Source organism: Paraburkholderia sp. 35.1, from assembly GCF_050436525.1.
Taxonomy (GTDB): Bacteria; Pseudomonadota; Gammaproteobacteria; order Burkholderiales; family Burkholderiaceae; genus Paraburkholderia; species Paraburkholderia tuberum.
Genome location: NZ_JBNDMJ010000002.1, coordinates 1,686,252 through 1,712,788, shown reverse-complemented (window position 1 = coordinate 1,712,788; position 26,537 = coordinate 1,686,252). Strand labels below are relative to the sequence as shown.

Below are 26,537 nucleotides of genomic sequence, written 5' to 3'. Positions count from 1 at the left end.
GCTGATGTTCGCGTCAGCCCGCCGCGACCATTCGCGGCGCCGGCCTCGTCCGCGGGGCCGCTCTCCCGGCTGCCGGCAGAAGCACAAAAACGCAAACGAAAGGTAGTCGCAAGCACCATGACGTCAAACTCTTCACGCGCCCCGCGCGGGCTCGTCAATTGTCTTTCAGCGCGCACGCGCGCAGCACGGGAGATCGCCCGATGAGCTGCAGCGGCACCCGCACCGCGCACGTCGGCTGGCTGCCGTACATCGTCGCGGCTACCTTCTTCATGGAGTACCTCGACACCACGGTGATCGCCACCGCGCTGCCGCAGATGGCGCGTTCGTTCGGCGTCGGCCCGAACAGCCTGAGTCTCGGCATGACCGCCTACATGCTCGCGCTCGCGATCTTCATCCCGGCGAGCGGCTGGGTCGCCGACCGCTGCGGCGCGCGCACCGTGTTCGTCAGCGCGATCGGCGTGTTCACGGTCGCGTCGGTGCTGTGCGGACTGTCGCAGAACGTGCCCGAGTTCACGGCCGCGCGGCTGCTGCAAGGCATCGGCGGCGCGATGATGGTGCCGGTCGGCCGTCTCATCGTGGTCCGCAGCACCGAGAAAGCTCGCATGATGCAGGCGATCTCGACGATCACATGGCCGGCCATCGCGGCGCCGGTGGTCGGCCCGCCGATCGGCGGCTTCATCACGACCTACGCATCGTGGCGCTGGATCTTCCTGCTGAACGTGCCGTTCGGCCTCGCGGCGATTGCCGTCGCGCTCGCCATCGTGCCGAACCTGCGCGGCACCGAACGCAAGCCGCTCGACGTCGTCGGCCTGCTGCTGAGCGGCGTCGCGCTGACCGCGATTCTGTACGGCGCAGAACTCGCGAGCCAGGCGGCCACCAATCCGTGGCTCGCGGTCTCGATCGTGGCGGGCGGTCTGCTGGTCGGCGCGCTCGCGTTCCAGCATGCGAAGCGTCATCCGTATCCGCTCGTCGACGTATCGACGCTGAAGGTGCCGACGTTTTCCGTGACGGTCATCACCGGCTCGTTCACGCGCATTGGCATTGGCGCGGTGCCCTATCTGATGCCGCTGCTGTTCCAGGTCGGTTTCGGGCTGTCGGCGTTCCGCTCGGGGCTGCTGCTGCTCGCGAGCGCGCTCGGCAATCTCGGCATGAAGGCGCTGACCACGCGCATCCTGCAGCGCTACGGCTTCCGGATGGTGTCGATCGTCGATGTGGCGGTGGCCGGCATTTTCATCATCGCGTGCGGACTGCTGACGCCGGACGTGCCGCTCGTGTTCGTGCTGATCGTCGTGTTCGTGTACGGCGTCGCGCGCTCGATGCAGTTCTCGACGCTCGCGACGCTCGCCTATGCCGACATCCCGCAGCCGCAGATGAGCGCGGCGAGTACGCTGTGGAGCGCGGCCGCGCAGATGACGATCGGTCTCGGCATCGCATTCGGCGCGGTGTCGCTGCGCGTCGCGGCGCTGTTCAACGGCGAGACGACCGGCCACGTGTTCACGCTCGACGATTTCCGCCTCGCGTTCCTGTTCGCGGGCGTGCTGACGCTGCTGTCCGTGCTTGGATATATGGGGCTCGCCCGCAATGCTGGGCAGAGTATCGGTGGGGGTTCGCGCGGCGGTGAAACTCCGGCGAAGAGCTAGGGACGCGCAAGCGCTGCGCGATCAAAAGGAGACGTGCCGTGCAAGCAGGCGAACTGACGATTTCCAGCCGCATCGACGATCTCGACCTCGACCTCGTCTACACATTCCTGTCGCAGGAAACGCCGTGGGCGCGAGGCATGCCACGCGCGACCTTCAAGCGCGCCGTCGCCGGGTCGCTCTGCTTCGGCGGGTTTGTCGACGGCAAGCAGATGTCGTTCGCGCGCCTCGTCACCGACGAGGCGACCTTCGCCTACCTATGCGACGTGTTCGTGCTGCCCGCGTATCGCGGCCAGGGCTATGCGTCGGCGTTGATGAAACATATCTTTGCGAGCCCTTCGCTCGTCACGCTGCGCAGAATCATGTTGGTCACGACCGACGCGCATCACGTCTATGCGCCGCATGGGTTCACGTCGCTCGAGAACCCCGAGCGGTATATGGAGCTGCATCGACCGGATGTTTACAAAGCGGCCGAATAGGCCCCGCCTCGGCACGCCTCCCACTGATGGGACCCAGCCTCAGCCGTACGCGCGCTCGCGCATCCACTTCGTCATGATCCACTTATCGCCGGCAAGCACCGGCGCGCCGCCGTGCAGAGTCGACGGATCGAGCTGGCGCTGGCCGTTCATGCAGCGGAAATACACCGCGCCGCCCGCGCGCACCTAGTCGCGCGTCAACTGCCCGCGATAGTGCAGCAGCCCTCGGCGCGCCTGCTGCCTGAGCATCCGCTGCACGAACGGCGACCAGCCGAACAGCGTGCCGCGCACGCCCATCGCCTGGCGCATCCACAGCCACAGATCGAAGCGGTCGCGATGCTCGACGATGAGCCCATCGCGGAACACGAAACGCGCCTCGATCCGGTTCACGACGTCGCGCCCCGTCTGGACGAAACGGTAGCGCGCCACCCACTGCGCGCGGCCGGTATGGTCGTCCGCCTCGATGTCGCTGAAGCTCAGCGTGAAGTCTTGCGCATGCTTGACGAGCATGCGCCACATGTCGCGCGCTTCGTCGCCGACCAGCTCGCCGAAAGCGGGGTCGCTGAAGACGACGTCGTCGGCGTAACAGGCGACCATGGTCTCGGCGTCGCGTTGCCGGAAGGCGGTGTAGAAACGTTCGATCAGCTCGGTGTTGGGATGGCTCATTGATGTCGTATGGTGTATTGCGGGAGCGCGTCATGCACCCGCAGCGTCGCGCCGCGCTCCGGAAAAACAGCCCGCGCGCGGTAGGCGGCGGGGATGGCGCACACGATATCGGAAAACGGCGTGAAAGGGGGGCCGGCGCGAGCCGACGACGGCTTTTACCCTTCCGATATCGCTCCCTTGAAGCGCACCACCTCCGCCCGCCCGGCGAGCTTCCACACCACCGCCGCCACCGACGCCGCGACGAGCGCCGCTACCCCCAGCGCCGCCGCAAAACCCGCGGCGAAGCTGCATTTCGCGCGTGCCGCGCAGCGCGCGTTGCTCGCCGGACGCGGCGAGGTGGGACGCATCGAGATCGGCTATGTGGCATCGGCCGCGTACGCGGGCGTGTCGCAGAAGGCGGTCGGCGGCTTTCGTGGCACGCATGCGGGCGTCGAGGTATCGATCCGCGAAGTGCCGATGTACGCGGTCGCCGCGATGCTCGGCGACGGACTGCTCGACGCGGCCTACGTGCGTCCGCCGATGCCGCTCGCAATCGGCATTCAGGCCACGACCGTGCATCGCGACCGCTTCGTGCTCGCGCTGCCAGCCGATTCGCCACTCGCGGACTCGGCCAGCGTGCGGCCCTCGCAACTGTCGGCACGAGCGAGCGCCCGCCGTCAAGGCGTTCCTGCGCTTCGCGCGCGATGGTAAACATTCACGCTGACGGCAGCGTCGCTACGTTGATCGGGGTCGGCGTCCTGTCGGATATTGCGGTAGGTCTGCCCTTCATGCAGCACTGGGCGCTGATGACCCACCCGCTCGTGACCATGCCGATGCGTCAGAAAGCTGGATCAACCTTCGTCCGCATAGGCGCGGCCTCGAATCTCGGCCAGCGACGTATCGACCAGCAAGCGGCCCGCATCGAACACCGTCTCGAGCGCTTCGTCCCACTCGCCCTCCACCGTGCTCCCGTCCCACACGATCGGCAACGTGACCGTCCGGTACTCGCCGGTGCGGCGATGGCGCAGCAAGGTGAGCCGGCCTTTCATCGAGCGCTTGGCGTGATCCGTGACTGGATCCTTCGACACATCGTGCCACGTGTCGCCTAGCCGGATCGCCGAGCACTTCATTGCGAAGCGCTGCGTATCGCGGTTGATCTGCTGCAACAGCGCACCGCCCATGCCGAACACGATGTTGTCGGTGGCGAAGCCGGCCTCGTCCATCGCGGCGAGGATCGCGACGATCGAATCCGGGTTCACGCCGTCACCCTGAATCACGCGCACATGGTCGAGCACGCGCCGCCCCTTGCTGTTGGTCTGCGACCCGAACGAAGCCTCCAGCGAGCGCAGCGTGTGCAGGACGATCGTGCACGGATCGCCGGAGTCCGGGCGAATCACGAGCATGCCGCCGGAATCGAGCACGGCCTGCTTCAGCTCGCCGCCCCATGCGTTGAGCGCGGCGAACAGGTCGTAAGAGTCGGACACCACCGAAACGATCGCGCCCGGCTTGCCGAAGCGGGCGATCATGTTGCGATACGCGTCGACTTCGCGCTCGCGGCCCCACGACGTGATCGTGCTGTGCTCGGCCGCCGGCACCGAGAACGCGGCCATGCGGTCGCGGTAGTAGTGATTCGCCGCAACCACGCCGAGCACCGTATCCGAGCCCATGAAGCTGACGAGATGTGCCGCGCCGCCGATCGCCGCCGACTCCGCGCTCGACACGCCGCGCGCGCCGAAATCATGCAGCTTGAACGGTAGCTGCGAGAGATCGTCGCTGCTTTTCAGCAGATACGCGCGGATCGTCTGGCGCAGATGCCAGCTTTGCGTCGCGACCGTGATCGGATACCACACGCGCATCAGCATCGTCTCCAGATACGACGTGAGCCAGAACACCTGCGGATCGTCGCATTCGACGGTGACGAGCACGTTGTGCGTGGGCACGACCGAGCCTTCGGGCGCCGCGCGAATCCGCACCGGCAGATGGCCGCCGTATCGCTGCACGACGTAGCGCCAGCCCGCCTCGTTGAACGGCTCGCCGTGCGCGCTGAAGAAGGTCCGCGCCTGATCGATCATCGCGCCGGTAACCGGCCGGCACAGGTACTCCTTCAGCAGCATCTGCAAGCCGAAGAACAGCGTGCGGCCGTAACGTCCGCCGCGCGATTCGATGTACGAGAACATCGCCGTCGCGTCGGGCGGATATTGCAGATAGTGCGATGCCTTGTACGAATCCGTATTCAGAATCGGATTGGACAGGATCGACGCGAGGTCGCTGAAACCCTGCGCGTTTTGCATGGACGGTGCTGCGCTCACGTGATTTTCTCGCTGGAGTGACCGGACGGCGCGAGCCTGCCCGACGCTTTCGAAACTCTGCGGCCGCGGCTCTACCCCTACAGACTATGCCGGGGATGACCCTGTATCTCACCTTACTACGGTATGTGCGATAGCGCTCGTCGTCGGACTGTAGCTTCTCTTCGCGCAGGATGCGTCTGGCCCGCAGCGCCAACTGCAGCCGCAGACAATCATCCTCCGGATCTCGAGGTTCACCAGTAGAAGACCGGGCTAGAGCAGCGAGTAAACGTCGTCCTAGCCCCCCGGCTTCAATTGCGGCGGCAGATTCGGCCACGTCGCGAGCAACCTGCCGAGCATGCTCCTGCGGCGCTCCGCACCCGCGGGCCACAGCATGTTCGCCAGCAGCACGATGCCTTGCGCGAGCCCGCTGTCGCGCGCGCACGCGACGAGCGGCACGCCGCGGCTGAGCGCATCGTTGACGTGCTGATCGTCGCGCGGCAGTTGATGCGCGACCTTCGCGCCGAGCGTGCGTTCGAGCATCGGCAGATTGATCTGCGCGTCCTTGTCGTACTGGTTGACGACGACCCGCACCTTGCTGGCCGGATGCCCCAGTTCGCGAAAGATATCGAGCATGCGGCGCGCGCCATGCAGGTACAGCGGGTTCTGCCGCACCACCATGCAGATCGCGTCGCTATGCGCGAGCGCGCGGATCGTCGACGGATTCAGGCTCGGGCCGACGTCGATCAGCACCGCGTCGTAGCGCTCGCGCACCAGCGTCAGAATCCGGTCCAGCTGACCGGGCAGCAGTTCGGCGGCCTTCAACGGATCGCCGGCGCCGGCGAGCAGATCCAGGTTCGGGCACACGTGCATTGCGCACGCGTCGAACAGCGCCGGGTCGAGTTGCTCGTTGCGCGAGCACAGATCGACGAGCGTCATGGGCGGGGGGCGATTCGCCATCAGCAGGCTCGCGTCGGCGAATTGCTGGCTCAGGTCGATCAGCAGCACGCGCCGCTCACGCCGCGCGGCGAGCGCGCACGCGAGGTTGACCGCGATCAGCGTGGTGCCGCTACCGCCCTTGCTCGACGCCAGGGTGACCACGCGCGCGTGGCGCCGCCCGGGCTCGCGGCGCCGCGCTTCGATCTGCGCAAGCGCATCGACGACGGCCTTGCGATCGAGCGGCCACGACAGCACCTGCCGCACGCCGACGCGCAGCGCCGCGCCGATCAGCGCGGTGGACGGCGCCGGCGTCACCAGCATGCAATGGAGCGTCGGCGCGCAGGCGAGCGTTTCCTCGATGCCGTCTAGTCCGCGGACGCTCAGATTGGCGTCGTCGACGATCAGCAGGTCGGCGCCGCGGACCACGCGCGCGTGCATCGGCAGTTGCCGGGCCGGGCCGAACGCGGTGTGCAGCCGGTAACGCACGCCGCTCTCTTCGAGCCGCACGACGATTCGCTGCGCGTTTTCGATGCTCGCGGCAATCAGGAAGATGTCGATCATGGCAGCTCTGCGGCGCTTGGCGCGTCATGCGCGGGCTTTTATTCCAGTCGTCTGTTCACGATTGACGACGCAGGCTTCGGCGCGAGTTCCTTACCGCGACGCTCCTCCGTGAAAACCATGGGCCGGCAAACGGTGTTATCGAATTCCTGCGCGGTCGCTGCGAGCCGACGAGCGGCAAGCGTCAGAAGTCGGTTTCATCGTCGTCGCGCCGCTGCGCCGCGCTGCGTTCAGCGCGCACCGGCATGGCGTACAGCGCGTCGCGCAGCAGGTCGCGGCGGATCTCGGCTTGCGCTCGGCGCTCGAGCGCCTCGGCGACGACGAGCGTCAGCAGATCGATCGACGAGCCCGCCGCCTGCGCGAAAAAGCGCGCTCGCGATGCCGCGACATACCGCCGGTAAGTGCTTCTGGTTCCTCCCGAAGCGGCCGGCCTGCGAATCACTTGTGGTTTCATGTCAGTCCCCGATGTCGAGCAGATTTGCGCCAGGTCACGCCGTCTGGTCTCAGCGCCCCGGCCGTTGGGCCAGGTCGCCGTGCCCGTGCCAACCCACGGACACGGCCCCTGGTTCACCTCGTACATTCGTCTCTCTGTGGAGACTAGCGTCTCTCCCCGCTTCGTCGCGCCGGCCGGTCCTGATCCGGCGCTGCCCCTTCCCTTTGCGGCGCGTCGCTCGCGAACGTTGCCAGCGCGTTGCCTGTCATTATCGCCACCCTTTTCGCGTCGTGAGGACAAAAAGTCGAAAAGGAAAAACGGCGAAGTCGTTGCCCTTTTTTCGTCCGGTTTTGAATGGCCGCCAAACCGGTCCGCCACTCACCCGTTTGCTAACGTATTCAAGAAGGCCCCGCCGCGCTCCCGCAAACACCCGATGGCTTCCCCGACCATGTCTGCGAGTGACTTTTTTACCGCCGGTCTTTTTTAATCCGGTTTTCCCCGTACCGTCGACCTGGCGGCAAAACATTTTTCTGTGCAGACCTTATTGCAACGGTTATGCCAACACGCGTTCGAAGTTGTAAGGCGCCCGCCAAAGCTTCACTCTGCCGAGAAATCGGTTTGCTTTTGACGCAGTGCGAACCGGCCCGATTTTTGGCGTGGCGCGCATTGATTCGTTTCTGACACGCCAAAATCGCCGCGCGCTGGCCGCAAAGCGCGCCTCCCGCTCCGTCTCGCCAGCCTGCTGACAGGCCGCGGGGCCGGCCGCACGTGGCTTCGCCGCTCCTTCCGGTTGGCAAAGCGCCCCACCCGGCGCGGCAAAGCGCATTCGACTCGCGCTGTCCAATCTGTCGCAACTGTGAAACATGACTGCTCGCGCCCCGTCCGTTTTAGTCACGCCTTAATACCAGGGCAATTGCCACGCAATGTGCGATTGCGCGCATAACCGGCCTTGACCGCTTATTCATTAGTGATCCGTGTTAATCTGAAAATCCAATCCGCATTCTTCATCCATGTTTCTTTGTCTGGCGCTTTCAGGCGCTTTCGCTTATCGTTAGGCCATGCGCCAATCAGAGCGCTTCTATCAGGTCAACGAGGCAAGCCACGGTTCAAGTGGTTTTCACGGTTCGGGGAAAAAATCGCCGGGCAGTTTCAGCAATGAACGACAAGGTCGCCGCCATTGCATGAATCGGTCCGCCATGCAGCGCGTTCCGGTTCGCGCCGCGCTTGAAGCGTGTCCCTTGTTCGTGATTGCTGCTGTCGTGAATGCGTCGCAGCCGGAGTGCAGCAACTGGCCGCCTGAATCTCACAACGTCGCACGGCAGTCCTGAGGATCGAACAGGGGGAACCATGACTACGACTTGCACGCCGGCCGATATGGAACGCACGGTTCTGTACGTGGCGAACACGCCCGACCAGAAACTCGTCGAGTTTCTGGCCGCGTCGGGATGGCAAGCCGTGCACGCAAAAAGCACGGCCGTGGCGGAACGCATGATCGAACGCGGCAACATCAAGGTCGGTCTCGTTCAGTTGCCCGAAGATTGCACGTCACAGCAGCTGTCCGCGCTCGCGCTGTGCATGCGCCGCGTCGAAACCAACTGGGTCGCGCAGATCGTGCCGGGCCAGGCCGACAACGAGCTGGTCAGCCGTTTCATCCTCGATTACTGCTTCGACTTCGTCACGCAGCCGTGGCTCAACGAGCGGCTCATGTTTGCGCTCGGCCACGCGCATGGGCTGTCGAGCCTGCGTCAGCCGCGCGTCGTGCCGGAGCCGTCGCTCGGCCGCCACGGCATGGTCGGGCAATGCGAGCCGATGCAGCAGCTCTACCGGCGCATCGACAAATGCGGCGTGACCGATGCGCCGGTGTTCATCGCGGGCGAATCGGGCACCGGCAAGGAGCTGACCGCTCGTGCTATTCACGACCGCTCGCCGCGCGCGGGCCGCACGTTCGTCGCGATCAATTGCGCGGCGATTCCGCCGAGCCTGTTGCAGGCCGAACTGTTCGGCCACGAGCGCGGCGCTTTTACCGGCGCGGTGCAACGCAAGCTCGGCCGGATCGAGAGCGCGCATGAAGGCACGCTGTTTCTCGACGAAATCGGCGACATGCCGCACGAATGCCAGGCGGTGCTGCTGCGCTTCCTGCAGGAAGGCACGATCGAGCGGCTTGGCGGCAACGGTCCGATCAGCGTCGACGTGCGCGTGATCTCGGCCACCCACGTCGATCTGGAGCGCGCCGTCGAAGACGGGCGTTTCCGTTCCGACCTCTATCACCGGCTGTGCGTGCTGCGCCTCGTCGAGCCGCCATTGCGCGAGCGCGGCGGCGACATCAAGCTACTCGCCAATTACGCGCTCAGCATGTACAAGCAGGACGGCGCGCGCAAGCTGCGCGGCCTGTCGAGCGACGCGATCGTCGCGATGTCGAACTATCCGTGGCCCGGCAACGTGCGCGAGCTGATCAACTGCGTGCGCCGCGCGGTCGTGATGAGCGAGGGCCGCTTCATCACCGCGAGCGACCTCGGCCTACCCGAAGCTGACAATGGCCCGGCGGTCACGCTGGCGGAAATCCGCAGCAAGGCCGAAAAGGATGCGATCGAGAACGCGCTGCTGCGGCACGGCTACAAGCTGTCGGATGCGGCGGCCGAACTCGGCATTTCGCGCGCGACGCTGTACCGGCTGATGCACGCGAACCGGCTGCATCAGGAGCCGGCCGGACGCGGCGCGAGCAGCGGCCCCCATGCCGATGACGAAGCAGAGCGCCAGACCTCTTCAGTGGCATAAGCGCGGATTTAAGCGTTTTTTGTAGTGAACGCTTAGCAGCGCACGGTCACGGCGATTGAGCATTCCCGACTTTCCGCGCTCTGCCCGCACGTAGCGTGGTCGTCGAGAACATCCTCGCGCCGCCGCCAGCATTGCCACCCGGCAAGCGGCCTCCTACCTCCTGCGCCGCCCCGCCCACGGGGCTTTCCGGGCAAGCTTTCTGCTGCCTTCGACAGGCCTGCCGGCCATCATCGGCTATCCTGTCGGGTCAACGCCCCGCCCGCCGGGCGCCGCTCTCGCGGCGCTTTCGCCCGTCCGGCGGGCCTCCGCCCCAGGAACTTCAGCGCCCCGCCCCGTGTCGGTCCCGGGTCACCCCGCTGAAACAGCCCATGTTCCGGCACAATCGTCCGCACTGGCTTCATCCCGCTTTACACCCTATGCCAAAATTTCTGCGTGTCTGTTTTTTCATTTTTCTGCTCGCCGGCGCGGCGCCCGTCTTCGCCGCCGCGCCTGAGCCTGCCCATCCCACGCCCGCGACACCCGCTTCCGCCGCCGTCACGCTGACACCTCAGCAGGCCCGCGACGCGCTCGCTGTTCTGAACGACCCCAAACGCCGCGCGCAAGTCGCCGATACGCTGCAAGCGATCGCCGCGGCCGGCGTGTTGAGCGCGCCGCCCGCATCCGCGCCGGCGGCGGCCTCGGCGCCCGCCGCCGCAAGCGGCGCAGCCGCGCTCGTGCCGGACGCGTTCAAATCCAATGGCCTCGCCTCGCAACTCGCGCGCGAGGGCGCGCATTACGCCGGCCATCTCGCGACCTCGCTGCGCGGCTCGATCGCCGCGCTGCTCGACGTCGCGTCGGTGCGCGCATGGTGGAACTGGCAGTTCGCCAATCCGCACGCGCGCGCGGTGCTGTTCGAGGTGCTGTGGTCGCTGCTGGCCGCGCTGATCCCCGCTCTGGTGCTCGAATGGCTGGCGCGGCGGCTGCTGCGGCGCGTCTATCGGGCGATCGCCGCGCGCCGCGAAGCCGCGCTGCAGAATGACAACGACAACTCACCGCCGCCCGCGCACGCCGCCGGCGCCGCGCCGGCAGGTCATCCGCCCACCAGCACGCCGCCGCTGCCCCCGCTGTCATCGGCGCCGTCAGTGCTCGAAGCGGAGGCGCAAGCCGTCGCGACTGGCCCGGCCGCGCCGTACGCGACGCCATCCGCCAAAGGCCGCGCCATCGAAGCCGAAGGCAAGCGCAACGCGACGCACCACTGGACGCTGCTGCAACGTCTGCCGCGCGCGTTGCTGATCACGCTGGCGCGGCTCGTGCCGATCGCGGTGTTCCTCGGCGCGGCGAGCGCGCTGATGTCGATCTTCGCCGGCAACGGCACGCCGCAGGATCGCGCGCTCGATTCGCTGATCGACGTCTATGTGGTGTGCCGCTGCGTCGTGATCGTCGGCGCGTTCTTCCTGCAGCCGAGCGCACCGCGTCTGCGGCTGCTGCGCATGGGCGATGCGTGGGCCGCGTTCGTGCTCGGCTGGATCGTGCGAATCGTCAGCGTGGTCGGCGCCGGCGTCGCGCTAGCCGAAGTCGCGCAGGCGCTTGGCATGAACGACGCCGCGCATCTCGCGCTGCTGAAAGTGGTCGCACTCGCCGGTCACGTGATGATCTCGATCCTCGTGCTGCGCTGCGCGAAACCGGTCGCCAACCGGATCCGCAATCGCTTCGCCGCTCACGAGTCGTTGGAGATGTTCGGCAACGCGTTCGCGGACGCGTGGGCCGTGGTGACCGTGGTCATCGTGATGGGCCTGTGGTTCGTGTGGGCTTTCGACGTACGGAACGGCTATCACGCGCTCGTGAATATCGGCGGCATGACGCTCGCGATACTGATCGGCGCGCGGCTCGTGTCGATCGTGATCTTCGGCGCGCTCGCGCGCATCTTCCATGTGCAGGACGAGGCGTCACACTCGCTCGTGCATCAGCACGCCTACCGATACTATCCGGCGCTGCGGCGCGTGATCGGCTGGATCATCGGCAGCGTCACCGCGCTGGTGCTGTTGCAGGCGTGGGGCGTCGACGTCGTCGATCTGTTCCGCAGCGGCACGATCGGCCACCGGGTCGCCTCGGCGCTCGCGACGATCGCCGTCGCCGCGATCATCGCGCTGGTGGTGTGGGAGATCGTCAACGTGTCGGCCGAACGTCGCCTCGATAACTGGACGAGCAGCGGCGATCTGGTGCGCGCCGCGCGTCTGCGCACCTTGATGCCGATGCTGCGCACCGCGCTGTTCTGCGTGATCGCGCTCGTCGTCGTGCTGACCGGCCTGAGCCAACTCGGCGTGAACATCGGCCCGCTGCTCGCGGGCGCGAGCATCTTCGGCGTCGCGCTCGGCTTCGGCTCGCAGAAGCTCGTGCAGGACTTCATCACCGGCATCTTTCTGCTGATGGAAAACGCAATGCAGGTCGGCGACTGGGTCACGCTCGCGGGCGTGTCGGGCACCGTCGAATATCTGTCGATTCGCACGGTGCGGCTGCGCGGCGGCGACGGCTCGCTGTTTACGGTGCCGTTCAGCTCGGTGTCGACCGTGAACAACACGAATCGCGGCATCGGCAACGCGGCGGTGCGCGTGAATATCGTGTTCGGCCAGGACGTCGAGCGCGCGATCGAGACGCTGAAGGAAATCGGCGCATCGCTGCGCACGGACGACAACTTCAAGGACGGCATCCTGGCGGACTTCTCGTTCTGGGGCGTCGATGCGGTCGACGGTTCGGCGATCACGCTGGCCGGCCAGATGCAATGCCGCGATACGTCGCGCTGGGGCGTGCAACGCGAATTCAACCGACGCATCCTCGAGCGCTTCAGCGAACTCGGCATCGAGATCGCGAATCCGCAGCGTCATCTGCTCACGTGGGACCCGGCGAGCAAGGCCAGGTTCGATACGGCCCCGCCGCGCGAACGCCATGGCAACCGGCCGGACGGCGACGCCGCGGGGGACGGTCACGCTCCGCACAAGGGCGACGCGCCGCTCGACGACCAGATCCCGGTTGATCCGAGCCCGGCCGGCGGCCCTGGTACGCCCGGCAATCCGGGCTCGACCTCGCCGCACGCGTGACGCGTCGCGCGTCGCGCGCGTAAAGGTTCGCTAGCGCGGCGCTAGCGAACCTGCCACCAGCGCGGCAACAGGCGCCGCACTTCCGGCCTGCGAAAGCGGTCGTCGATCAGATGCACGACGCCGCGGTCCTCTTCGGTGCGGATCACGCGCCCTGCCGCCTGCACGACTTTCTGCAAACCCGGATACAGGTACATGTAGTCGTAGCCATTGCCGAAGCGCGCATCGAGCGCGCGGCGCATCTGCTCGTTGACGTCGTTGATCTGCGGCAGACCGAGCGTCGCGACGAACGCGCCGATCAGTTGCTGCCCGGTCAGATCGACACCCTCCGAAAACGCGCCGCCGAGCACCGCGAAGCCGATGCCCTGATTCATCGTCCTGAAGCGCGCGAGAAACGCATCGCGCGCGGCTTCGTCCATGCCGGGTTCCTGCGCCCACACCGGCAAGCCGGGGTGCCGCTCGCGCAGCAGCGCGACCACGCGTTGCAGATAGTCGAAACTGCTCAGGAACCCCAGATAATTGCCGGGCTGCATGTCGTACTGCTTCGCGATCAGCTCCACGATCGGCGCGAGCGAGCGTTCGCGGTCACGCCAGCGCGTCGACACATGAGCGGCCACGTGCACCTGCAACTGCTCCGCGCGAAACGGTCCCTCGACGTCGAGCCATTGCGTGTCCTCGGCTAGCCCAAGTGTGTCGCGATAGAAATGCTGCGGATTCAGCGTGCCGGAGAACATCACCGTGGTACGCGCGGCCGCATAGCGTGGCGCGAGGAACGGCGCGGGGATCACGTTGCGCACGCAGAGCGTCGCACTGGTTTTGTCGCGCGGCGCGTAGCGCTCGGCGCTCAATGTCACGTCGAACATCGAGTGCTCGCCGAACTGCTCGGCGAGCGCGACGAAGTGCATCGCGTCGAAGAAAACCCGCAGCGCATGTTCGTCGATCGACAACGGCGCGTCGGCGAGCTGATCCGTTACCGCGCCGATCAGATTCTGCGCGGCGGACAGCAATTTGCCGGGCACCTCCGCATACACCTGATAGCTGGACGTCTGCGTGCGCTTCACCGCATTCCACTCGCGCTGCAAGCGTTCGAGCGGCTTCTTCAGCGCCGCCGGCGCGCTCTTGCGCGCGAGCCGGAACGCGCTTTGATCTAGCGACGCGGTATACATGCGCCGCGCGCGTTCGAGCAGGTTGTGCGCTTCGTCGACCAGCACGCCGACGCGCCACTGGTTGATCTGCGTGAGCGCATGCAGCATCGCGCTCCCGTCGTAGTAGTAGTTGTAATCGCCGACGATCACATCGGCCCAGCGCGCGAGCTCCTGCGACAGATAGTACGGACAGATATTGTGCGTGAGCGCAGCCTCGCGCACCGCCGCGCGATCGAGCCGTGGCGTCGCCAACGCGGCGGCGCGCGCCGCATCGAGACGGTCGTAAAAGCCGCGCGCGAGCGGACAGGACTCGCCGTTGCAGGCTTTGTCCGGATGCTCGCAGGCTTTGTCGCGCGCGACGAGTTCGAGCGTTCTGAGCGGCAACGGCGCGCTCTGGTGCAGCGAGTCGATCGCATCGAACGCGAGCGCGCGGCCCGGCGTCTTCGCGGTCAAAAAGAACACGCGATCGAGCCGGTCTTCGCCGCAGGCTTTCAGCAACGGAAAAATCGTCGCCAGCGTCTTACCGATACCGGTCGGCGCCTGCGCCATCAACGGCTTGCCGTCGCGTGCCGCGCGATACACAGCCACCGCGAGCTCACGCTGCCCGCGCCGAAACCGCCCATACGGAAACTGCAACGCGACGAGCGCCGCGTTGCGCGCGACGCGATGCGCGTCTTCCTGCACGGCCCAATCGAGAAATCGTTCACACTGGTCGACGAAGAAGATTTCGAGTTCGCGCGCGCTGTGCTGCTGCGTCAGCACGGTTTCCTTCTGACTGCCGATATCGAAGTAGACGAGCGCGATCGTCAGCTCGCCGAGCCCGCGCGCCCGGCACAGCAGATGCCCATACACGAGTGCCTGCGCCCAATGCAGCACGCGATGATTCGCGGGCATACGCGCGAGATCGCCGCGATACGTCTTCACTTCTTCGAGCCGGTTCGCGATTCCGTCGTAGCCGTCCGCGCGGCCACGCACGGTCAGACTGCGATGCGTGCCCGTCAGCGTGAGTTCGGTTTCGTAGCCGCTCGCGCGACGGCCGGCGACCATCTGATGACCCGCGATGCCTTCGAGCGAAGTCGGCGCGGGCGTGAAGCGCAGATCGAGATCGCCGCGCCGAGCGGTGAATTCGCACATCGCGCGGACGGCCACCACGTAGCTCATACGACGCGCTCCGCTGCGGCTTGCGTCGCGGCGTCCGCTTCGCTCTGCGCCTCTTGCCCGACCCAGCGCACGTCGACGACGCGCACCGGCATGCCGTGCTGCGCACAGTACGCGAGCCAGCGGATCTGGTTGTCCTGCAGACGATCGCCGGGGCCTTTCACCTCGATCAGTTCATAGCGACGCTCGGCCGGCCAGAACCGGATCAGGTCGGGCAAGCCCGAACGATTGCCGCGAATGTCGCGCAGCAAGCGCTCGAAGCACAGCTTCAGATGCGCGGCGGGCAGACAGTCGAGCGCGAGCGCGATGAGCTCGGGCGTCAGCAGTCCCCAGAACACGAACGGCGACTGCATGCCGGCCTTGTCGTGCAGATGCCGCAGAATCGTGTCGCGATAGACGCCGCTATCGAGCTGCGCGAAGCACGCGGCGAACTGCGTGGCGCGACGCGCGTGAAAGTCCGGCGCGTGCAGATCGGCCGGTCCGCGTTGGAACGGATGAAAAAACGCGCCGGGCAACGCCGTGAACACCGGCTCCCAGCACAGCAGGCCGAACAGCGAATTGATCAGCGCGTTCTCGACGTAGTGCACCGGCGCGGCGTCGCTGCTCAAATGATCGCGCACCAGGTACTCCACGGCCACCGGCGTATCAGGCTTCGGCAGCACCAGCGTGCCGCGCTCCACAGGCCTCGCCGCTGCTGCGCGCGGCACCGGCTCGCCGCACTTGCGCCGCAAGCGCGGCAACATCCGGGCGACGCGCTGCGCCTCTTCTTCGCTCTCAGGCGCGGCATCGGCCTGCGAGGCCAGCGCCAGCGCTTCGTCGTAACGCTCGCTGCGCTCGAGCACGCGCATGCGTCGAAGACGCGCGCCGGGCCAAGCGCACGCGTCGTACACCGCGAGCGCGGTGTCCCACTGCCCGCGCCGCTCGCAATCCTGGCCGATCCGGAACAGCAGTTTCGCGCGACGCGTTTCGAGCCACGGATTCGCGGTGCCGATCGAGCGGACGGTCGCGATCAGTTCGTGAAGGTTGGGGGTGTCGGTGCCGACCGGTAGCCATTCGAGCGCTTCGCGGCACGCGTGCAGCGCGAGATAAACGTCGACGTCCGCGCGTTGCTGGAACGCGCGCGACAAAGGCCCGAACGCGACCTTCTCGTACTGGAACACGCCAAGATCGGCGAGCACGAACTCCGACCAGTCCTGATGCAGATTGCCGAAGAACATCAGGCGCAAGCGATCGCACAACGGCGCGATCGCGACGTGCAGCACGCGGTCCGTAGAAGCGTCGTGCCAGGCGGCGAGCGGACGTGATGTGCACGCTTGCGCGTCGCCGCTTGCGGTTTCGTAAAACTCACGCAGCGTTTCGAGCAGATCCGGTTTGCGCAAAGCCTTTGCGCCGGGAATCCGCGCGATCGCGTCCGCGAAGATGTCCAGCAATTGCGCACGCGTGCTGAGCGCAAACAGGTCGTCGAGAGACAGGGCCGGCTCGGTGTCGATCCAGCGATGCACCGTCATCGGCATCGCCGCCTGCAACGGACAGCCGATTTCGTCGTAAGCCAGGCGGCTCGCGCGGAACAGCATGCCTTTGCGCATCAGCATGCGCACCAGCAGCGCACGCGATGCCTGCGGCAACGTCGCGAAAGTTTCCAGAAAAGCGTGCTCTTCGTCGTCGAGCAGATCGTCGTAACGCGCGGCGAGCCACGCAAGCGCGCGCTCGAAATTCAGCAGGTAGTAAGGGGCTTCAGAGCGGATCTCTGAGCGAGCATCGGTTGCCACGGACTTTGTGCGGGACCTGTATGTTTATACAGTGATGATAGCAAAGTCCGGCGCTGCGACCGCCGCGCATCAGCCCGCGAGCCACACGACCGTCAGCGAGCGCACGCCCTGCGCGCCGCGAATCAGTACGCCCTCGATATCGGCGGTGGCCGAAGGGCCGGTAACGAGCGCCGCGTAACGCGCCCTGCGGAAATCGTCGCGACGATAGACGTCTTGCAGTCCATCGAGCAATTGCGCCGGATCGAGCAGCACGACCAGATGCTGAACGATATAGCCCAATGCATTGACCACATATTCGCGCTCGCTAAACCACACCGAGCCGGTTTCGGCGACGCCAAAGCGCGCACGGACCAACCCGACGTCGACGTCCTGCAGCGATGCGGGGTCCGTATCCGCGCCGATCACGCGCGTGCCCGGCACTTCGGCGCTCGCCGATGCGATCGATGCCGCCGCGCCAAAACGCTCGCGAATCAGATCGCTGACGTCGCTCGCGCTGGCCGCTTCGACGCAAGTGCCGCCCATCGTTTGCAACGCCGCCGTGAAGCGCGCCCGCAGATCGCCGCCAACCGCTTCGAACAGCGGCACGTCGGGACGCGGCCGCGCGGCCGGTTGCGCGGCGCGCACCTTGGCGAGAAAAGCCTCACGCGTTGTCATCGCCGCCTCCGCGATTCTTTTTGTACCAGGCATGAAAAGTCATCTTCGGCGCCTCCGGCAATTCGCGCTGCCGGCCCCAGATATTCAGAGGGTTGTACAGCACGAAATTCGGCAGCCGCCGCAACGCGCTGCCCATCGACGACACCGTCGCGCGATACAAGGTCGGACTCGATAGCAGACGCCCCGCCATCTTCAGGACCTCCTGCTTCACGAACGGCACTTCGTGCTGCTCGGCGATCACCGCGCGCCACTTATAGATCTGCTCGTGAATGTTGATCTTCACCGGACACACATTCGTGCAACTGCCATTGAGTGTCGATGCGAACGGCAACGCGCTATAGCGTTTCAGATCGAACGTCGGATTGATGATCGCGCCGATCGGCCCCGAATAGGTGCCGCCATACGACAGGCCGCCGCTGCGCCGATAGACCGGACACGTATTCATGCACGCGCCGCAGCGTATGCATTTGAGCGAGTACCAGAAGTCCTCCATCGCGAGCCGTTCGGAGCGGCCATGATCGACGAGGATGAAATGCATCTCGGTGCCCGGCCGCGGCGCACGAAAATGCGACGTGTACTGCGTGATCGGCGAACCCAATGCGCTGCGCGACAGCATGCGCACGAACACGCCGAGATCCGACACCTTCGGTATCAGCTTCTCGATTCCGATCGATGCGATATGCAGCGGCGGCACGTTCGCCGAAAGATCGGCATTGCCTTCGTTCGTGCAGACGACGACCGTGCCCGTTTCCGCCACCGCGAAATTGCAGCCGGTCATGCCAGCCGTTTTCTCGCCCACGAAATACGGCCGCGTATTCATGCGCTGGCTTTCGGCCAGATAGTGGATATCGCTATTCTTCGGATCGGTGCCGATGGTCCGGCCGAACAGCTCGGCCACGTCCGCGCGCAGCTTGTGCACGGCCGGCACGACCATATGACTCGGGTCCTGATGATCGAGCTGCTGGATGCGCTCGCCGAGGTCCGTTTCCATCACGGTAATGCCGCGCGGTTCGAGATACTCGCGCATCCGGCATTCGTCGGTCAGCATCGACTTGCTCTTCACGAGCGTCGTCATGCCGCGCTCGGACATCAGCTTGTGGACGATCGCGTTGTGCTCTTCCGCGCTCGCTGCCCAATGCACGACCACGCCATTGGCCTCGGCCGCCGCCGCGAACTGCTCCAGGTAGTCGGCCAGATGCGACAGCGTGTGTTCCTTGATGCCCGACGCCAGCGAGCGCAACGTTTCCCATTCGGCAATGCCGTGCGCCTGCGCGTCGCGCTTCTCGCGCAGGTCCCACAGACGCTTGTCGTGAAACGCGACATGCTCGGTCTTGCTGATGAAAGAACCCGCGGCTTTGGCGTGATCGATGCGGTGATGGTCGCCGCTCATGCGCGTGCTCCATTGAGAACCTGCGCGATATGAATGAAGCGCGCGTCGGCTTTCATGCGTTCCGCGCAACCCTGCTGGTGCATCAGGCACGACATGTCGCCCGAAACGATGTACTCGGCGCCCGCATTCAGATGGTCGCGCACCTTGTCCTGCCCCATGCGCACCGACACTGCCTCTTCGGTGACCGAGAACGTGCCGCCAAAACCGCAACATTCGTCGGGCCTCGCCGGCTTGACGAACTCGATGCCCTTCACGCCTTCGAGCAACGCGCGCGGCTTCGAAAACGGCGTGCCGGCGATTTCCGACGCCGACGCCTGCTTCAGATGACGCAGCGCGCTGCAACTGGTGTGTAGACCGACGCGATGCGGAAACTCGGCCCACGGAAATTCGCGCGCGCCGATCACGTCGTGCAGAAACTCGACCAGTTCGTAAGCGCCTGCGCGTACTTTCTTCACTTCGTCGGTCTGCTCGAGCGCGCTCAGATGTTCGCGCACGTGATGAATGCAACTCGCGGACGGCCCGACGATGTAGTCGTAACCCGCGAAGTTGCGCGCGAATAGTCGCTCCGTGGCGGCGGCGTCCGCATGCGCGCCGCTATTGGCCATCGGCTGGCCGCAGCAAGTCTGCTGCTGCGGATAGTCGACCCCGATGCCGAAACGTTCGAGCAGTTCGAGCGTCGCGATACCGACCTCGGGATAGAACGCGTCGATAAAGCACGGGATAAACAGCGCGACTTTCATAGGCTCTTCAGGAAAAGCGGCGGGAACGATGTCTGTTGACCGGTGTGGTCGGCGATCGCGAGATGAAACGCGGCATCGAGTTCGGCGAGATTCGCGCGATCGCGCGACAGCGACGCGGCCTTCAACGCCTCGAACGCCGCGCGGATTTTCTTCAGATCGGTGGCGGTTGCGCGCTGCGCGACATAGACCGTCGAAATCGCTTCGAGCCCCTGGCGCAACTCCAGAATGTCGGCGCTGGTGCGCGGATTCTGCAGCAACAGTTCGGCAAGCGGCTTCGAGATGATGGGCGCGGTCACGTCGACCACCGTGAAACCGCCGCGCCCCGACGTTTCGATGTAACCGTCCGCCTCCAGCCGGATCAGCGCCTCGCGCAGCGATGGTCGCGACACGCCGAGCTGCGCCGCGAGATCGCGCTCGGCCGGCAGACGGTCGCCGGGCATCAGCGTGCCCTCCGAGACCAGTTGCTTGATCTGGTCGGACACCACGTCGGAAATGCGCTTGCGCGCGAAGGACGGAATCGGGGTGAATGGCATAAGCGGCGAACGATGAAGCCGGTTGACAGAGCGCGCGGCTACTCCACGGTGCGGGGAATTATACCTTTCGACACCATGCGACGATTCGCCGATCTCAACGCGGCTGCCCCGTATAAAAGCTCACGAGGTCACGCTTCATCGCGTGCAGCGCGGCATCGTCGAGATACACCATATGGCCGGTCGGATAGTAGGCGATGCGCACGTTCTCGCGCAGCGACCGATCGAGGCCGAGATGTGCGAGCGCATATTCGGTCGCATAGAACGGCGTGGCGAGATCGAAGTAGCCGTTCAGCGATAACACCCGCAACTGCGGATTCTGCCGCATCGCTTCGGCCAGATCGCCGCCCGCGTAGGGCAGCTCGAGCCGTTCGCCCCACCATTCGCGATGTTTCCAGTCCCATTGCTTCAACGCGTCGTCGCTGAACACCACGTAACGGTCGCTTGGCGTGTAGTGCAGGTCGTCCGACAGATGCTGATGAAGCGCCGCATTGAACGCATTCGACACGCTGCTCACCGACGCATCGAAGTCCGGATCCTCCGATGCATCGTCGTAGTTCAGGCCTTCGAAACGCGCATCGTAGCGGCCCACGCTGCGCGACTCGTTGCGCAGCAACTCGTTTCGAAAACGCGACGGATAAAGACGCAGACGGTTACGCTTCACAAACCCCACGTCCAATCCGGTGAAGTACGCGATGCGCGCGGCGATCGCGGCGCGCTGATCGTCGGGCAGCGCATCGCCCTGTTCGAGCGCCTGCGCATAGGGTCCGCGGGCGAACGCGCGTGCTTCGTCGAGAAAGGCCGGCAGGCTCGCGGGCTTCGGCGTGACCTTGTCGTGATACCACGCGATCGCCGCGAAACTCGGCAGATAACTCTCGCTCCTGAAATCGTTGCCGGGCGCGAACGCCGCGGAATTGAGCACCGACGACAGCAGGATCACGCCGTTCAGCGCGATATTGTTCTGCCCCAACTGATAAGCGAGCATCGCGGCGCGCGCGGTGCCATACGATTCGCCGAGCAGGTACTTCGGCGAATTCCAGCGCTGATTCACCGTCAGATAACGGTCGATGAATTGCGCAAACGCACGGACGTCCTGATCGACGCCCCAGAAGTCCTTGCCCGTGCCATGCCCGACCGGTCTCGACAGGCCCGCGCCGACCGCGTCGATGAACACGAGGTCGCTGGTGTCGAGCAGGCTATCGGGGTTGTCGTCGAGCGTGTACGGCGCGGGCGGCGTGCTCGCGGGGCTCGCGGTGCGCACGCGTTTCGGGCCGACCGAGCCCATCATCAGGAATACGCTGCCGGCGCCTGGGCCGCCGTTGAACAGAAAGGTGATCGGACGCGTCGCAGGCGTCCTGGTCGGCACCGTGTACGCGACATAGAACACGCTCGCGTTCGACGCGCCGGTCTTGTCGTGCAGCAACAGATTGCCCGCGCTCGCAGTGTACTCGAGCTTGCGGCCGTTCAGGCGCAGCGAATGCGTGGTGACGCTGGTGGTTTCGGGTGGCACGGGAATCGCGGGCGTCGAAGCCCTGTCGTTGCGAGGCGTTGCCGTCGCGTCGGCCGAGTCCGGTGCATTCGATGCAGCCTGCGTGTCGCCACGCGCAGCCGTCCGCCTGCGCGGCTCGCCGTTCGGGCGCGCCGTCATCGCGTGCGGCTCGCTCGATTCGCCGACCGGCGACGCGTTCGCCTGCGGCCCTTGGCGTGGTGCGATCGGCGCGAATGCGGCGGCGTCCGTGCTTCCCCCCGTCGCCGTGCTTTCCGAGGTGCTCGACGCATCGGCCTGGGCGGCTGCCATGCACCGTTCGCCGAACGGCACCACACCAGCGACAGAAAGCGTCACCGTCAGCGCGGCGGACGGTAATCCGGCTGTCAGCAAGCGGCGCAATGAAGAAGAGAAGCGATGGATCATGAAGTTTTCCGCGACGAATCGAAACGCGCTGGAATCGGGCTAGCCGGGTTCGGGAGCACACCCGGCGCTCGATTCTTGACGCAAGTTTGCGCGGCGTCAACCGTCGGCGTCACAGCACGCCGAACATTACAAAGCGCTTTTTGCTCGACGTGGCGCAGACCTGCGCAGTCATGGCAGAATCGACAGCGCCTTCGTCGCCTTGTCGAGAATACCCAATGGACCAACTGGTACTGGATGCATTCGACGCTGCCGCGCTGATCCCCGGCTTTCGCGCGCCGCAACTGCCGCACGAGCAGCCCGACCCCTCGACCCTCGACGCCGCCGACCACGCGATGCGGCACTGGACTAGCACCGTCAACGGACCGCTGGCGCCCGGCTCCGACGTGCACCGGCAGGAAATGTGCCGCATGTTTCGCGAGACCTTCAATCCGTATCGCCCGTCCGTGCTCGCGTGGCCGCAGCTCGAAGCCGCGACGCTCAAGCGCATCGTCGATCTGCCGATCTGGGACATCGCCGTGCAAACCGAAGGCAGGGCGCGCCTGCGCATGGCCGCCTACGCGGCCTCGCTCGACACCCCGGAGTTGCGCGACGCACTTGCGCTGAACGCGTGGGAAGAGAACCGCCATAAGGAAGTGCTGTCGCGCATGGTGCATGCGTATGGCATCGCGCTCGCGACCGAGCCGTCGTACGTCTATCCGAAAGACACGGAACGGGCTTACCTCGTGACCGGCTATAGCGAATGTATCGACAGCTTCTTCGCGTTCGGTCTGTTCGAGGTGGCGCGGCGCTCGGGCCTGTTCCCGCCGGCACTGACCGAGACATTCGAGCCGGTGATGCAGGAAGAGTGCCGCCATATTCTGCTGTTCGCGAACTGGGTCGCGTGGCATCGCGCGCAGCTTTCATGGTGGCAGCGCATCCGCTTCGAGCTCAAGGTGGCGGGCGTGTGGGCGTTTCTGGTGTGGGAGCGCATTGGGCTCGCACGTGCGATGGATGCTGACGGCAACGTCCATGAGCACGATAACAACTTCACGGTAAACGGCGCGCAGTCGGTAACGGATGTCGATATTAGCGTGCCCGAATTGATGCAACTGTGTCTTCAGGAAAACGAACGTCGATTCGCTGGGTATGACCCACGGCTGTTGCGGCCCGAAACGATGCCTCGGCTGGTGCGCTTCGGCTTGAAATTTGTGCGCAGGAAAAAGTAAGCCGCGTCGAACGCACTGCCCAGCCACCTTCGGCTGGCCGTGGTGCCCACCGACCGGATCGTCGCAATCTACAACCCACCGCCCTCTCGGCCCCGCCCCCTTTCCACGAAACGCGCGATCCTCTCGCACGCCTCGATCAATCGATCCTCGCCCACCACCAGCCCCAACCTCACGAAGCCGTTCGCCGTCTCCCCGAACGCACTCGCGTCGAGCACGGCCACGCCTTGTGCGCGAAACAGCTGCCATGTGAACTCGGTCGTATCGAGCCCGGTCCCGCTGACGTCGACCATCATGAACATGCCCGCTTCGGGCAACAGGCACCGCAAGCCCGGCACACGATGCAAGCGCTCGAACACGACGTCGCGCCGCCGCCGGTAGATCTCGCGAATATCGGCGACGATCTCCGCCCTGTTCTCCAAAGCCGTCAACGCGGCCTGCTGGATGAAACCCGGCAGGCCGTACAGCATCGCGAGCGCGAGCCGCGCCATGTGCTCGATCAGCGTCGCGGGCCCGATTGTCCAGCCGACACGCCACCCCGCCATCGCATGCGACTTCGACAGGCTGCCGAGCGTGACCGTGCGCTCCGCCATGCCGGACAGCGACGCAATGCTCACGTGATCGCGTTCGAACGTGAGTTCCGCATAGACCTCGTCGGACAGCACCCACAGGTCGTGCTCGCACGCGAGCCGCGCGATGCGTTCGAGATCGGCGCGCTGCATCACCACGCCGGTCGGGTTGCACGGCGTCGCGAAGAATATCGCCCTCGTGCGCGGCGTGATCGCCGCTTCGAGCGCGTCGCAGTCGACGTGAAACGCGCGCGCCGGATCGACCGGCACCGCGACGAGCGTCGCACCCGCCGCGCGCACGCAAGCCTCGTAGGTCAGATACATCGGCTCGGGAACGATCACTTCGTCGCCCGCTTCGAGCAGGCACAGCGACACCGCGAACACGCCGTTTTGCGCGCCGGCGGTCAGCACCACGTTGGCGGCGCTCACGTCGCATCCCGTCGTGCGCGCGTGCTCGGCGGCGATCGCGGCGCGCAGCGGCTCGCGACCGGCCATCGCCGTATAGTGCGTATCGCCGGCCCGCAACGCATCGATGGCGCGCTCGACGATCGGCGCGGGCGTCGAGAACTCGGGATCGCCGACGCTCAGCACGATCACGTCTTCGCCCCTGGCGGCCGCCTGCTGCGCGACCCGATGAATTTCCCACGCCGACGTGCGCCGCCCTTGCAGTCGCTCGACCAGATTCGAATACTTCATTGCGCTCACCCGTTGTTGTGCGGCCCGTTCCGCCGATCTCTTTCCAATTGACCCGCCAATGTAAAGGCATGCCGGCGAAACGTCCAGATACGAAAAAGGGTCATGCGAGCGGACGATCTCGCATGACCCTGTGCGCAATGTACTGCTGTTTGCATGACTGCTTTGCTTCAAACCCCCGCCAGGTTTATTTCAACCCCCGTTAAAACTTCGGCGCGTCAAAGCTGCCGGCGCAGTTCAGCCGGCGGCACCTTCATCAGATGCCGGTATTTCGCCACCGTGCGTCGCGCGACCAGCACGCCCTGATCCGCGAGCATCTTCGCGAGCGTCACGTCCGACAGTGGATCACGCGTATTTTCCGCGGCGATCATCTCCTTGAGCAGCGCGCGCACCGCGGCGGCCGAGCAGGTTCCGCCGCTTTCGGTGCCGAGCTCGCGCGGGAAGAAATGCTTGAACTCGAAGATGCCGCGCGGCGTCGCCATATATTTGTTGCCCGTCGCGCGCGAGATCGTGGATTCGTGCAGGCCCAGCTCGTCAGCCACGTCACGCAGCACCATCGGCTTCAGCGCGATCTCGCCGTACAGGAAGAATGCCTTCTGATGCGCGACGATGCATTCGGCGACCCGCTGGATCGTATCGAAGCGCTGTTGCGCGTTGCGGATCAGCCAGCGCGCCTCCTGCAGCTGCTGCGCGAGCGGCGAACGGCTCGCGCCGGCCGACTGCGCGAACAGCTGCGCATACATGCGATGGATTCGCGCCCGCGGCTGCACCGCCGGATTGATCGACACGACCCACTTGTTGCGCACCTGACGCACGATCACGTCGGGCACGACATAGTTATCCTCGGTGCGGCCGTAGCAATTGCCGGGCTTCGGATCGAGCTTGCGCACCAACGCGCAAGCCACACGCAATTCCTCCGCGCTGCAGCCGATCTGTTTTTGCAACTCGGCCTGCTCGCGGCGCGCGAGCCTTTCCAGATGATGCTCGGCGATCTGCCGCGCGACGTCGCGTCCCGGCGTATTGGCGGGTAGCGCATTGATCTGCAGCGCGAGGCATTCCGATAGCGAACGCGCGCCGAGCCCCGGACGATCGAGCGCCTGCACGAGGCGCAACGCCACCAGCAGTTCTTCCTCGGTCAGCGTGGGTTCCAGATCGACGCTATCGGCCAGGTCGGCCAGCGACTGCCGCAGATAGCCGTCGTCGTCGAGCGCCTCGATGATGAAACGGGCCACCGCGCGATCGCGGTCGTCTAGCCGGTACAGGCGCAACGCGTCGTGCAACTGTTCGCGCAGCGTGGGTTGCGAGCGAGCCCAATCGGCCGGATCGCTGCCGTCCGCGTCGCCGTTCTGGCGCATCGAGTTGCGCGAACCGTAGTCGCCGGAAAAATCGGCGGGCATGTCGTCCTGGCCCGCGCTTTCGAGCGTATCGCTACCGGCGCTTTCCGCCGGCAGTCCGTCCGGCTCGGCGGCGGCAAGCGTATCGACAGCGGGCGGCGCGTTGGCGTCTTCACCCTCGCCTGGTGTGGTGCCGGCAAGCGCGACGTCCTCCGCTTCGGATGAGTCGTATTCGAGGAACGGATTGGTATCGAGCGCCGTGCGCAATTCCTGCTGGAACTCGAGCGCCGACAATTGCAAGAGCCGCACCGACTGCTGAAGACGAGGCGTCAGTGCGAGAGACTGCCTTGTACGAAGTTCGATTGAAGGCATTGGAGTGATCCCGTTCGTTAATAGCCTCAGACTCAACGAGCCGAGTTCACTGACCAATGCAACGTCCGTACCAGATCGCGCAAGACGCTGTTTTGATTGCGCTTTGTTTATTCAGGCGGATGAATTGCCCTGACCGGGCGCGCCGGTTTTTACAAACGGCAGGCAATTTCCGGTCCCTTTCTTCACCTCTCCGGCGGCCTCGCGCATGGCCGCGCCGCAGCCCTATTCGTCAGTCGAAACTCCCCGGTGC

At 65.6% G+C, this 26,537-nt stretch carries 19 protein-coding genes and 2 pseudogenes; 7 read left to right on the top strand and 14 right to left on the bottom strand.

Features of this window, described 5'->3' with window-relative positions; all coding sequences use genetic code 11:
- The first annotated feature begins 200 nt into the window (after positions 1-200).
- Together OKW27_RS13885 and OKW27_RS13880 are read left to right on the top strand one after the other, a co-directional pair.
- Complete coding sequence (locus OKW27_RS13885) at positions 201-1,640, top strand: MFS transporter (protein ID WP_429333816.1); 1,440 nt, start codon at positions 201-203, stop codon at positions 1,638-1,640.
- A 38-nt stretch (positions 1,641-1,678) separates the two neighbouring features.
- Entirely contained in the window at positions 1,679-2,116 is a 438-nt protein-coding gene (locus OKW27_RS13880; protein WP_429333815.1) for a GNAT family N-acetyltransferase, read from the top strand.
- 39 nt (positions 2,117-2,155) lie between these two features.
- Here the strand turns inward: OKW27_RS13880 and OKW27_RS13875 are convergent.
- Positions 2,156-2,296 (bottom strand): annotated as a pseudogene (locus OKW27_RS13875) (2-oxoglutarate-dependent dioxygenase); the annotation flags it as partial.
- A 3-nt stretch (positions 2,297-2,299) separates the two neighbouring features.
- The gene (locus OKW27_RS13870; protein ID WP_429333814.1) at positions 2,300-2,779 is read right to left on the bottom strand and encodes a nuclear transport factor 2 family protein; all 480 of its coding nucleotides are present in this window, start codon (positions 2,777-2,779) and stop codon (positions 2,300-2,302) included.
- 93 nt (positions 2,780-2,872) lie between these two features.
- Between OKW27_RS13870 and OKW27_RS13865 the strand changes: the two genes are divergently transcribed.
- Complete coding sequence (locus tag OKW27_RS13865) at positions 2,873-3,469, top strand: LysR substrate-binding domain-containing protein (RefSeq protein ID WP_429333813.1); 597 nt, start codon at positions 2,873-2,875, stop codon at positions 3,467-3,469.
- Positions 3,470-3,609: 140 nt separating this feature from the next.
- Here the strand turns inward: OKW27_RS13865 and OKW27_RS13860 are convergent, their stop codons facing one another.
- The 3 genes from OKW27_RS13860 to OKW27_RS13850 form a co-directional block, all read right to left on the bottom strand.
- Positions 3,610-5,049, bottom strand: coding sequence for a nicotinate phosphoribosyltransferase (locus OKW27_RS13860; protein WP_429333812.1), 1,440 nt, complete (start codon positions 5,047-5,049; stop codon positions 3,610-3,612).
- Between the two features lie 291 nt (positions 5,050-5,340).
- Complete coding sequence (locus OKW27_RS13855; protein ID WP_429333811.1) at positions 5,341-6,543, bottom strand: AAA family ATPase; 1,203 nt, start codon at positions 6,541-6,543, stop codon at positions 5,341-5,343.
- Positions 6,544-6,724: 181 nt separating this feature from the next.
- The gene (locus OKW27_RS13850) at positions 6,725-6,994 is read right to left on the bottom strand and encodes a hypothetical protein (protein ID WP_090809776.1); all 270 of its coding nucleotides are present in this window, start codon (positions 6,992-6,994) and stop codon (positions 6,725-6,727) included.
- Positions 6,995-8,031: 1,037 nt separating this feature from the next.
- Here OKW27_RS13850 and OKW27_RS13845 point away from each other — a divergent pair.
- From OKW27_RS13845 to OKW27_RS13835, 3 genes are all read left to right on the top strand, one after another.
- Positions 8,032-8,301, top strand: coding sequence for a hypothetical protein (locus OKW27_RS13845; protein ID WP_143037282.1), 270 nt, complete (start codon positions 8,032-8,034; stop codon positions 8,299-8,301).
- Positions 8,302-8,320: 19 nt separating this feature from the next.
- A complete protein-coding gene (locus OKW27_RS13840) occupies positions 8,321-9,748 on the top strand; it encodes a sigma 54-interacting transcriptional regulator (protein WP_429333810.1) in 1,428 nt (475 codons plus the stop codon).
- Between the two features lie 416 nt (positions 9,749-10,164).
- Entirely contained in the window at positions 10,165-12,822 is a 2,658-nt protein-coding gene (locus OKW27_RS13835) for a mechanosensitive ion channel domain-containing protein (protein ID WP_429333809.1), read from the top strand.
- 41 nt (positions 12,823-12,863) lie between these two features.
- Here the strand turns inward: OKW27_RS13835 and OKW27_RS13830 are convergent, their stop codons facing one another.
- From OKW27_RS13830 to OKW27_RS13800, 7 genes and pseudogenes are all read right to left on the bottom strand, one after another.
- Positions 12,864-15,125, bottom strand: coding sequence for an ATP-dependent DNA helicase (locus OKW27_RS13830; protein ID WP_429333808.1), 2,262 nt, complete (start codon positions 15,123-15,125; stop codon positions 12,864-12,866).
- Positions 15,122-16,891 carry a VRR-NUC domain-containing protein gene (locus OKW27_RS13825; RefSeq protein WP_429333807.1) on the bottom strand — a complete coding sequence of 590 codons (1,770 nt, stop codon included), beginning with the start codon at positions 16,889-16,891 and terminating at the stop codon, positions 15,122-15,124. The genes OKW27_RS13830 and OKW27_RS13825 overlap by 4 nt, the downstream gene beginning before the upstream one ends.
- A gap of 69 nt (positions 16,892-16,960) precedes the next feature.
- A complete protein-coding gene (locus OKW27_RS13820; protein WP_090809767.1) occupies positions 16,961-17,545 on the bottom strand; it encodes a LutC/YkgG family protein in 585 nt (194 codons plus the stop codon).
- Positions 17,532-18,935 carry a lactate utilization protein B gene (locus OKW27_RS13815; protein ID WP_429333806.1) on the bottom strand — a complete coding sequence of 468 codons (1,404 nt, stop codon included), beginning with the start codon at positions 18,933-18,935 and terminating at the stop codon, positions 17,532-17,534. Before OKW27_RS13815 ends, OKW27_RS13820 begins: the two co-directional genes overlap by 14 nt.
- Positions 18,932-19,675, bottom strand: coding sequence for a (Fe-S)-binding protein (locus tag OKW27_RS13810; RefSeq protein WP_429333805.1), 744 nt, complete (start codon positions 19,673-19,675; stop codon positions 18,932-18,934). Before OKW27_RS13810 ends, OKW27_RS13815 begins: the two co-directional genes overlap by 4 nt.
- 41 nt (positions 19,676-19,716) lie before the next feature.
- Positions 19,717-20,208, bottom strand: a pseudogene (locus OKW27_RS13805) (FadR/GntR family transcriptional regulator); the annotation flags it as partial.
- A 94-nt stretch (positions 20,209-20,302) separates the two neighbouring features.
- Entirely contained in the window at positions 20,303-22,117 is a 1,815-nt protein-coding gene (locus tag OKW27_RS13800) for a S10 family serine carboxypeptidase-like protein (RefSeq protein WP_429333804.1), read from the bottom strand.
- A gap of 215 nt (positions 22,118-22,332) precedes the next feature.
- On the opposite strand from OKW27_RS13800, the gene OKW27_RS13795 reads away from it, so the two are divergent.
- On the top strand, positions 22,333-23,322 hold the full coding sequence (locus OKW27_RS13795; RefSeq protein ID WP_429333803.1) for a ferritin-like domain-containing protein: 990 nt from the start codon (positions 22,333-22,335) through the stop codon (positions 23,320-23,322).
- 68 nt (positions 23,323-23,390) lie between these two features.
- Here the strand turns inward: OKW27_RS13795 and OKW27_RS13790 are convergent, their stop codons facing one another.
- On the bottom strand, positions 23,391-24,584 hold the full coding sequence (locus tag OKW27_RS13790) for a pyridoxal phosphate-dependent aminotransferase (protein WP_429333802.1): 1,194 nt from the start codon (positions 24,582-24,584) through the stop codon (positions 23,391-23,393).
- A 215-nt stretch (positions 24,585-24,799) separates the two neighbouring features.
- A complete protein-coding gene (locus OKW27_RS13785; RefSeq protein WP_187613571.1) occupies positions 24,800-26,287 on the bottom strand; it encodes an RNA polymerase factor sigma-54 in 1,488 nt (495 codons plus the stop codon).
- Positions 26,288-26,537: the final 250 nt, after the last annotated feature.

Excerpts from the sequence above, each read along its gene's own strand:
- OKW27_RS13885 (WP_429333816.1), top strand. The coding sequence starts at position 201 with ATGAGCTGCAGCGGCACCCGCACCGCGCACGTCGGCTGGCTGCCGTAC.
- OKW27_RS13870 (WP_429333814.1), bottom strand. The coding sequence starts at position 2,779 with ATGAGCCATCCCAACACCGAGCTGATCGAACGTTTCTACACCGCCTTC.
- OKW27_RS13865 (WP_429333813.1), top strand. The coding sequence starts at position 2,873 with ATGGCGCACACGATATCGGAAAACGGCGTGAAAGGGGGGCCGGCGCGA.
- OKW27_RS13860 (WP_429333812.1), bottom strand. The coding sequence starts at position 5,049 with ATGCAAAACGCGCAGGGTTTCAGCGACCTCGCGTCGATCCTGTCCAAT.
- OKW27_RS13855 (WP_429333811.1), bottom strand. The coding sequence starts at position 6,543 with ATGATCGACATCTTCCTGATTGCCGCGAGCATCGAAAACGCGCAGCGA.
- OKW27_RS13850 (WP_090809776.1), bottom strand. The coding sequence starts at position 6,994 with ATGAAACCACAAGTGATTCGCAGGCCGGCCGCTTCGGGAGGAACCAGA.
- OKW27_RS13845 (WP_143037282.1), top strand. The coding sequence starts at position 8,032 with ATGCGCCAATCAGAGCGCTTCTATCAGGTCAACGAGGCAAGCCACGGT.
- OKW27_RS13840 (WP_429333810.1), top strand. The coding sequence starts at position 8,321 with ATGACTACGACTTGCACGCCGGCCGATATGGAACGCACGGTTCTGTAC.
- OKW27_RS13835 (WP_429333809.1), top strand. The coding sequence starts at position 10,165 with ATGCCAAAATTTCTGCGTGTCTGTTTTTTCATTTTTCTGCTCGCCGGC.
- OKW27_RS13830 (WP_429333808.1), bottom strand. The coding sequence starts at position 15,125 with ATGAGCTACGTGGTGGCCGTCCGCGCGATGTGCGAATTCACCGCTCGG.
- OKW27_RS13820 (WP_090809767.1), bottom strand. The coding sequence starts at position 17,545 with ATGACAACGCGTGAGGCTTTTCTCGCCAAGGTGCGCGCCGCGCAACCG.
- OKW27_RS13815 (WP_429333806.1), bottom strand. The coding sequence starts at position 18,935 with ATGAGCGGCGACCATCACCGCATCGATCACGCCAAAGCCGCGGGTTCT.
- OKW27_RS13810 (WP_429333805.1), bottom strand. The coding sequence starts at position 19,675 with ATGAAAGTCGCGCTGTTTATCCCGTGCTTTATCGACGCGTTCTATCCC.
- OKW27_RS13800 (WP_429333804.1), bottom strand. The coding sequence starts at position 22,117 with ATGATCCATCGCTTCTCTTCTTCATTGCGCCGCTTGCTGACAGCCGGA.
- OKW27_RS13795 (WP_429333803.1), top strand. The coding sequence starts at position 22,333 with ATGGACCAACTGGTACTGGATGCATTCGACGCTGCCGCGCTGATCCCC.
- OKW27_RS13790 (WP_429333802.1), bottom strand. The coding sequence starts at position 24,584 with ATGAAGTATTCGAATCTGGTCGAGCGACTGCAAGGGCGGCGCACGTCG.
- OKW27_RS13785 (WP_187613571.1), bottom strand. The coding sequence starts at position 26,287 with ATGCCTTCAATCGAACTTCGTACAAGGCAGTCTCTCGCACTGACGCCT.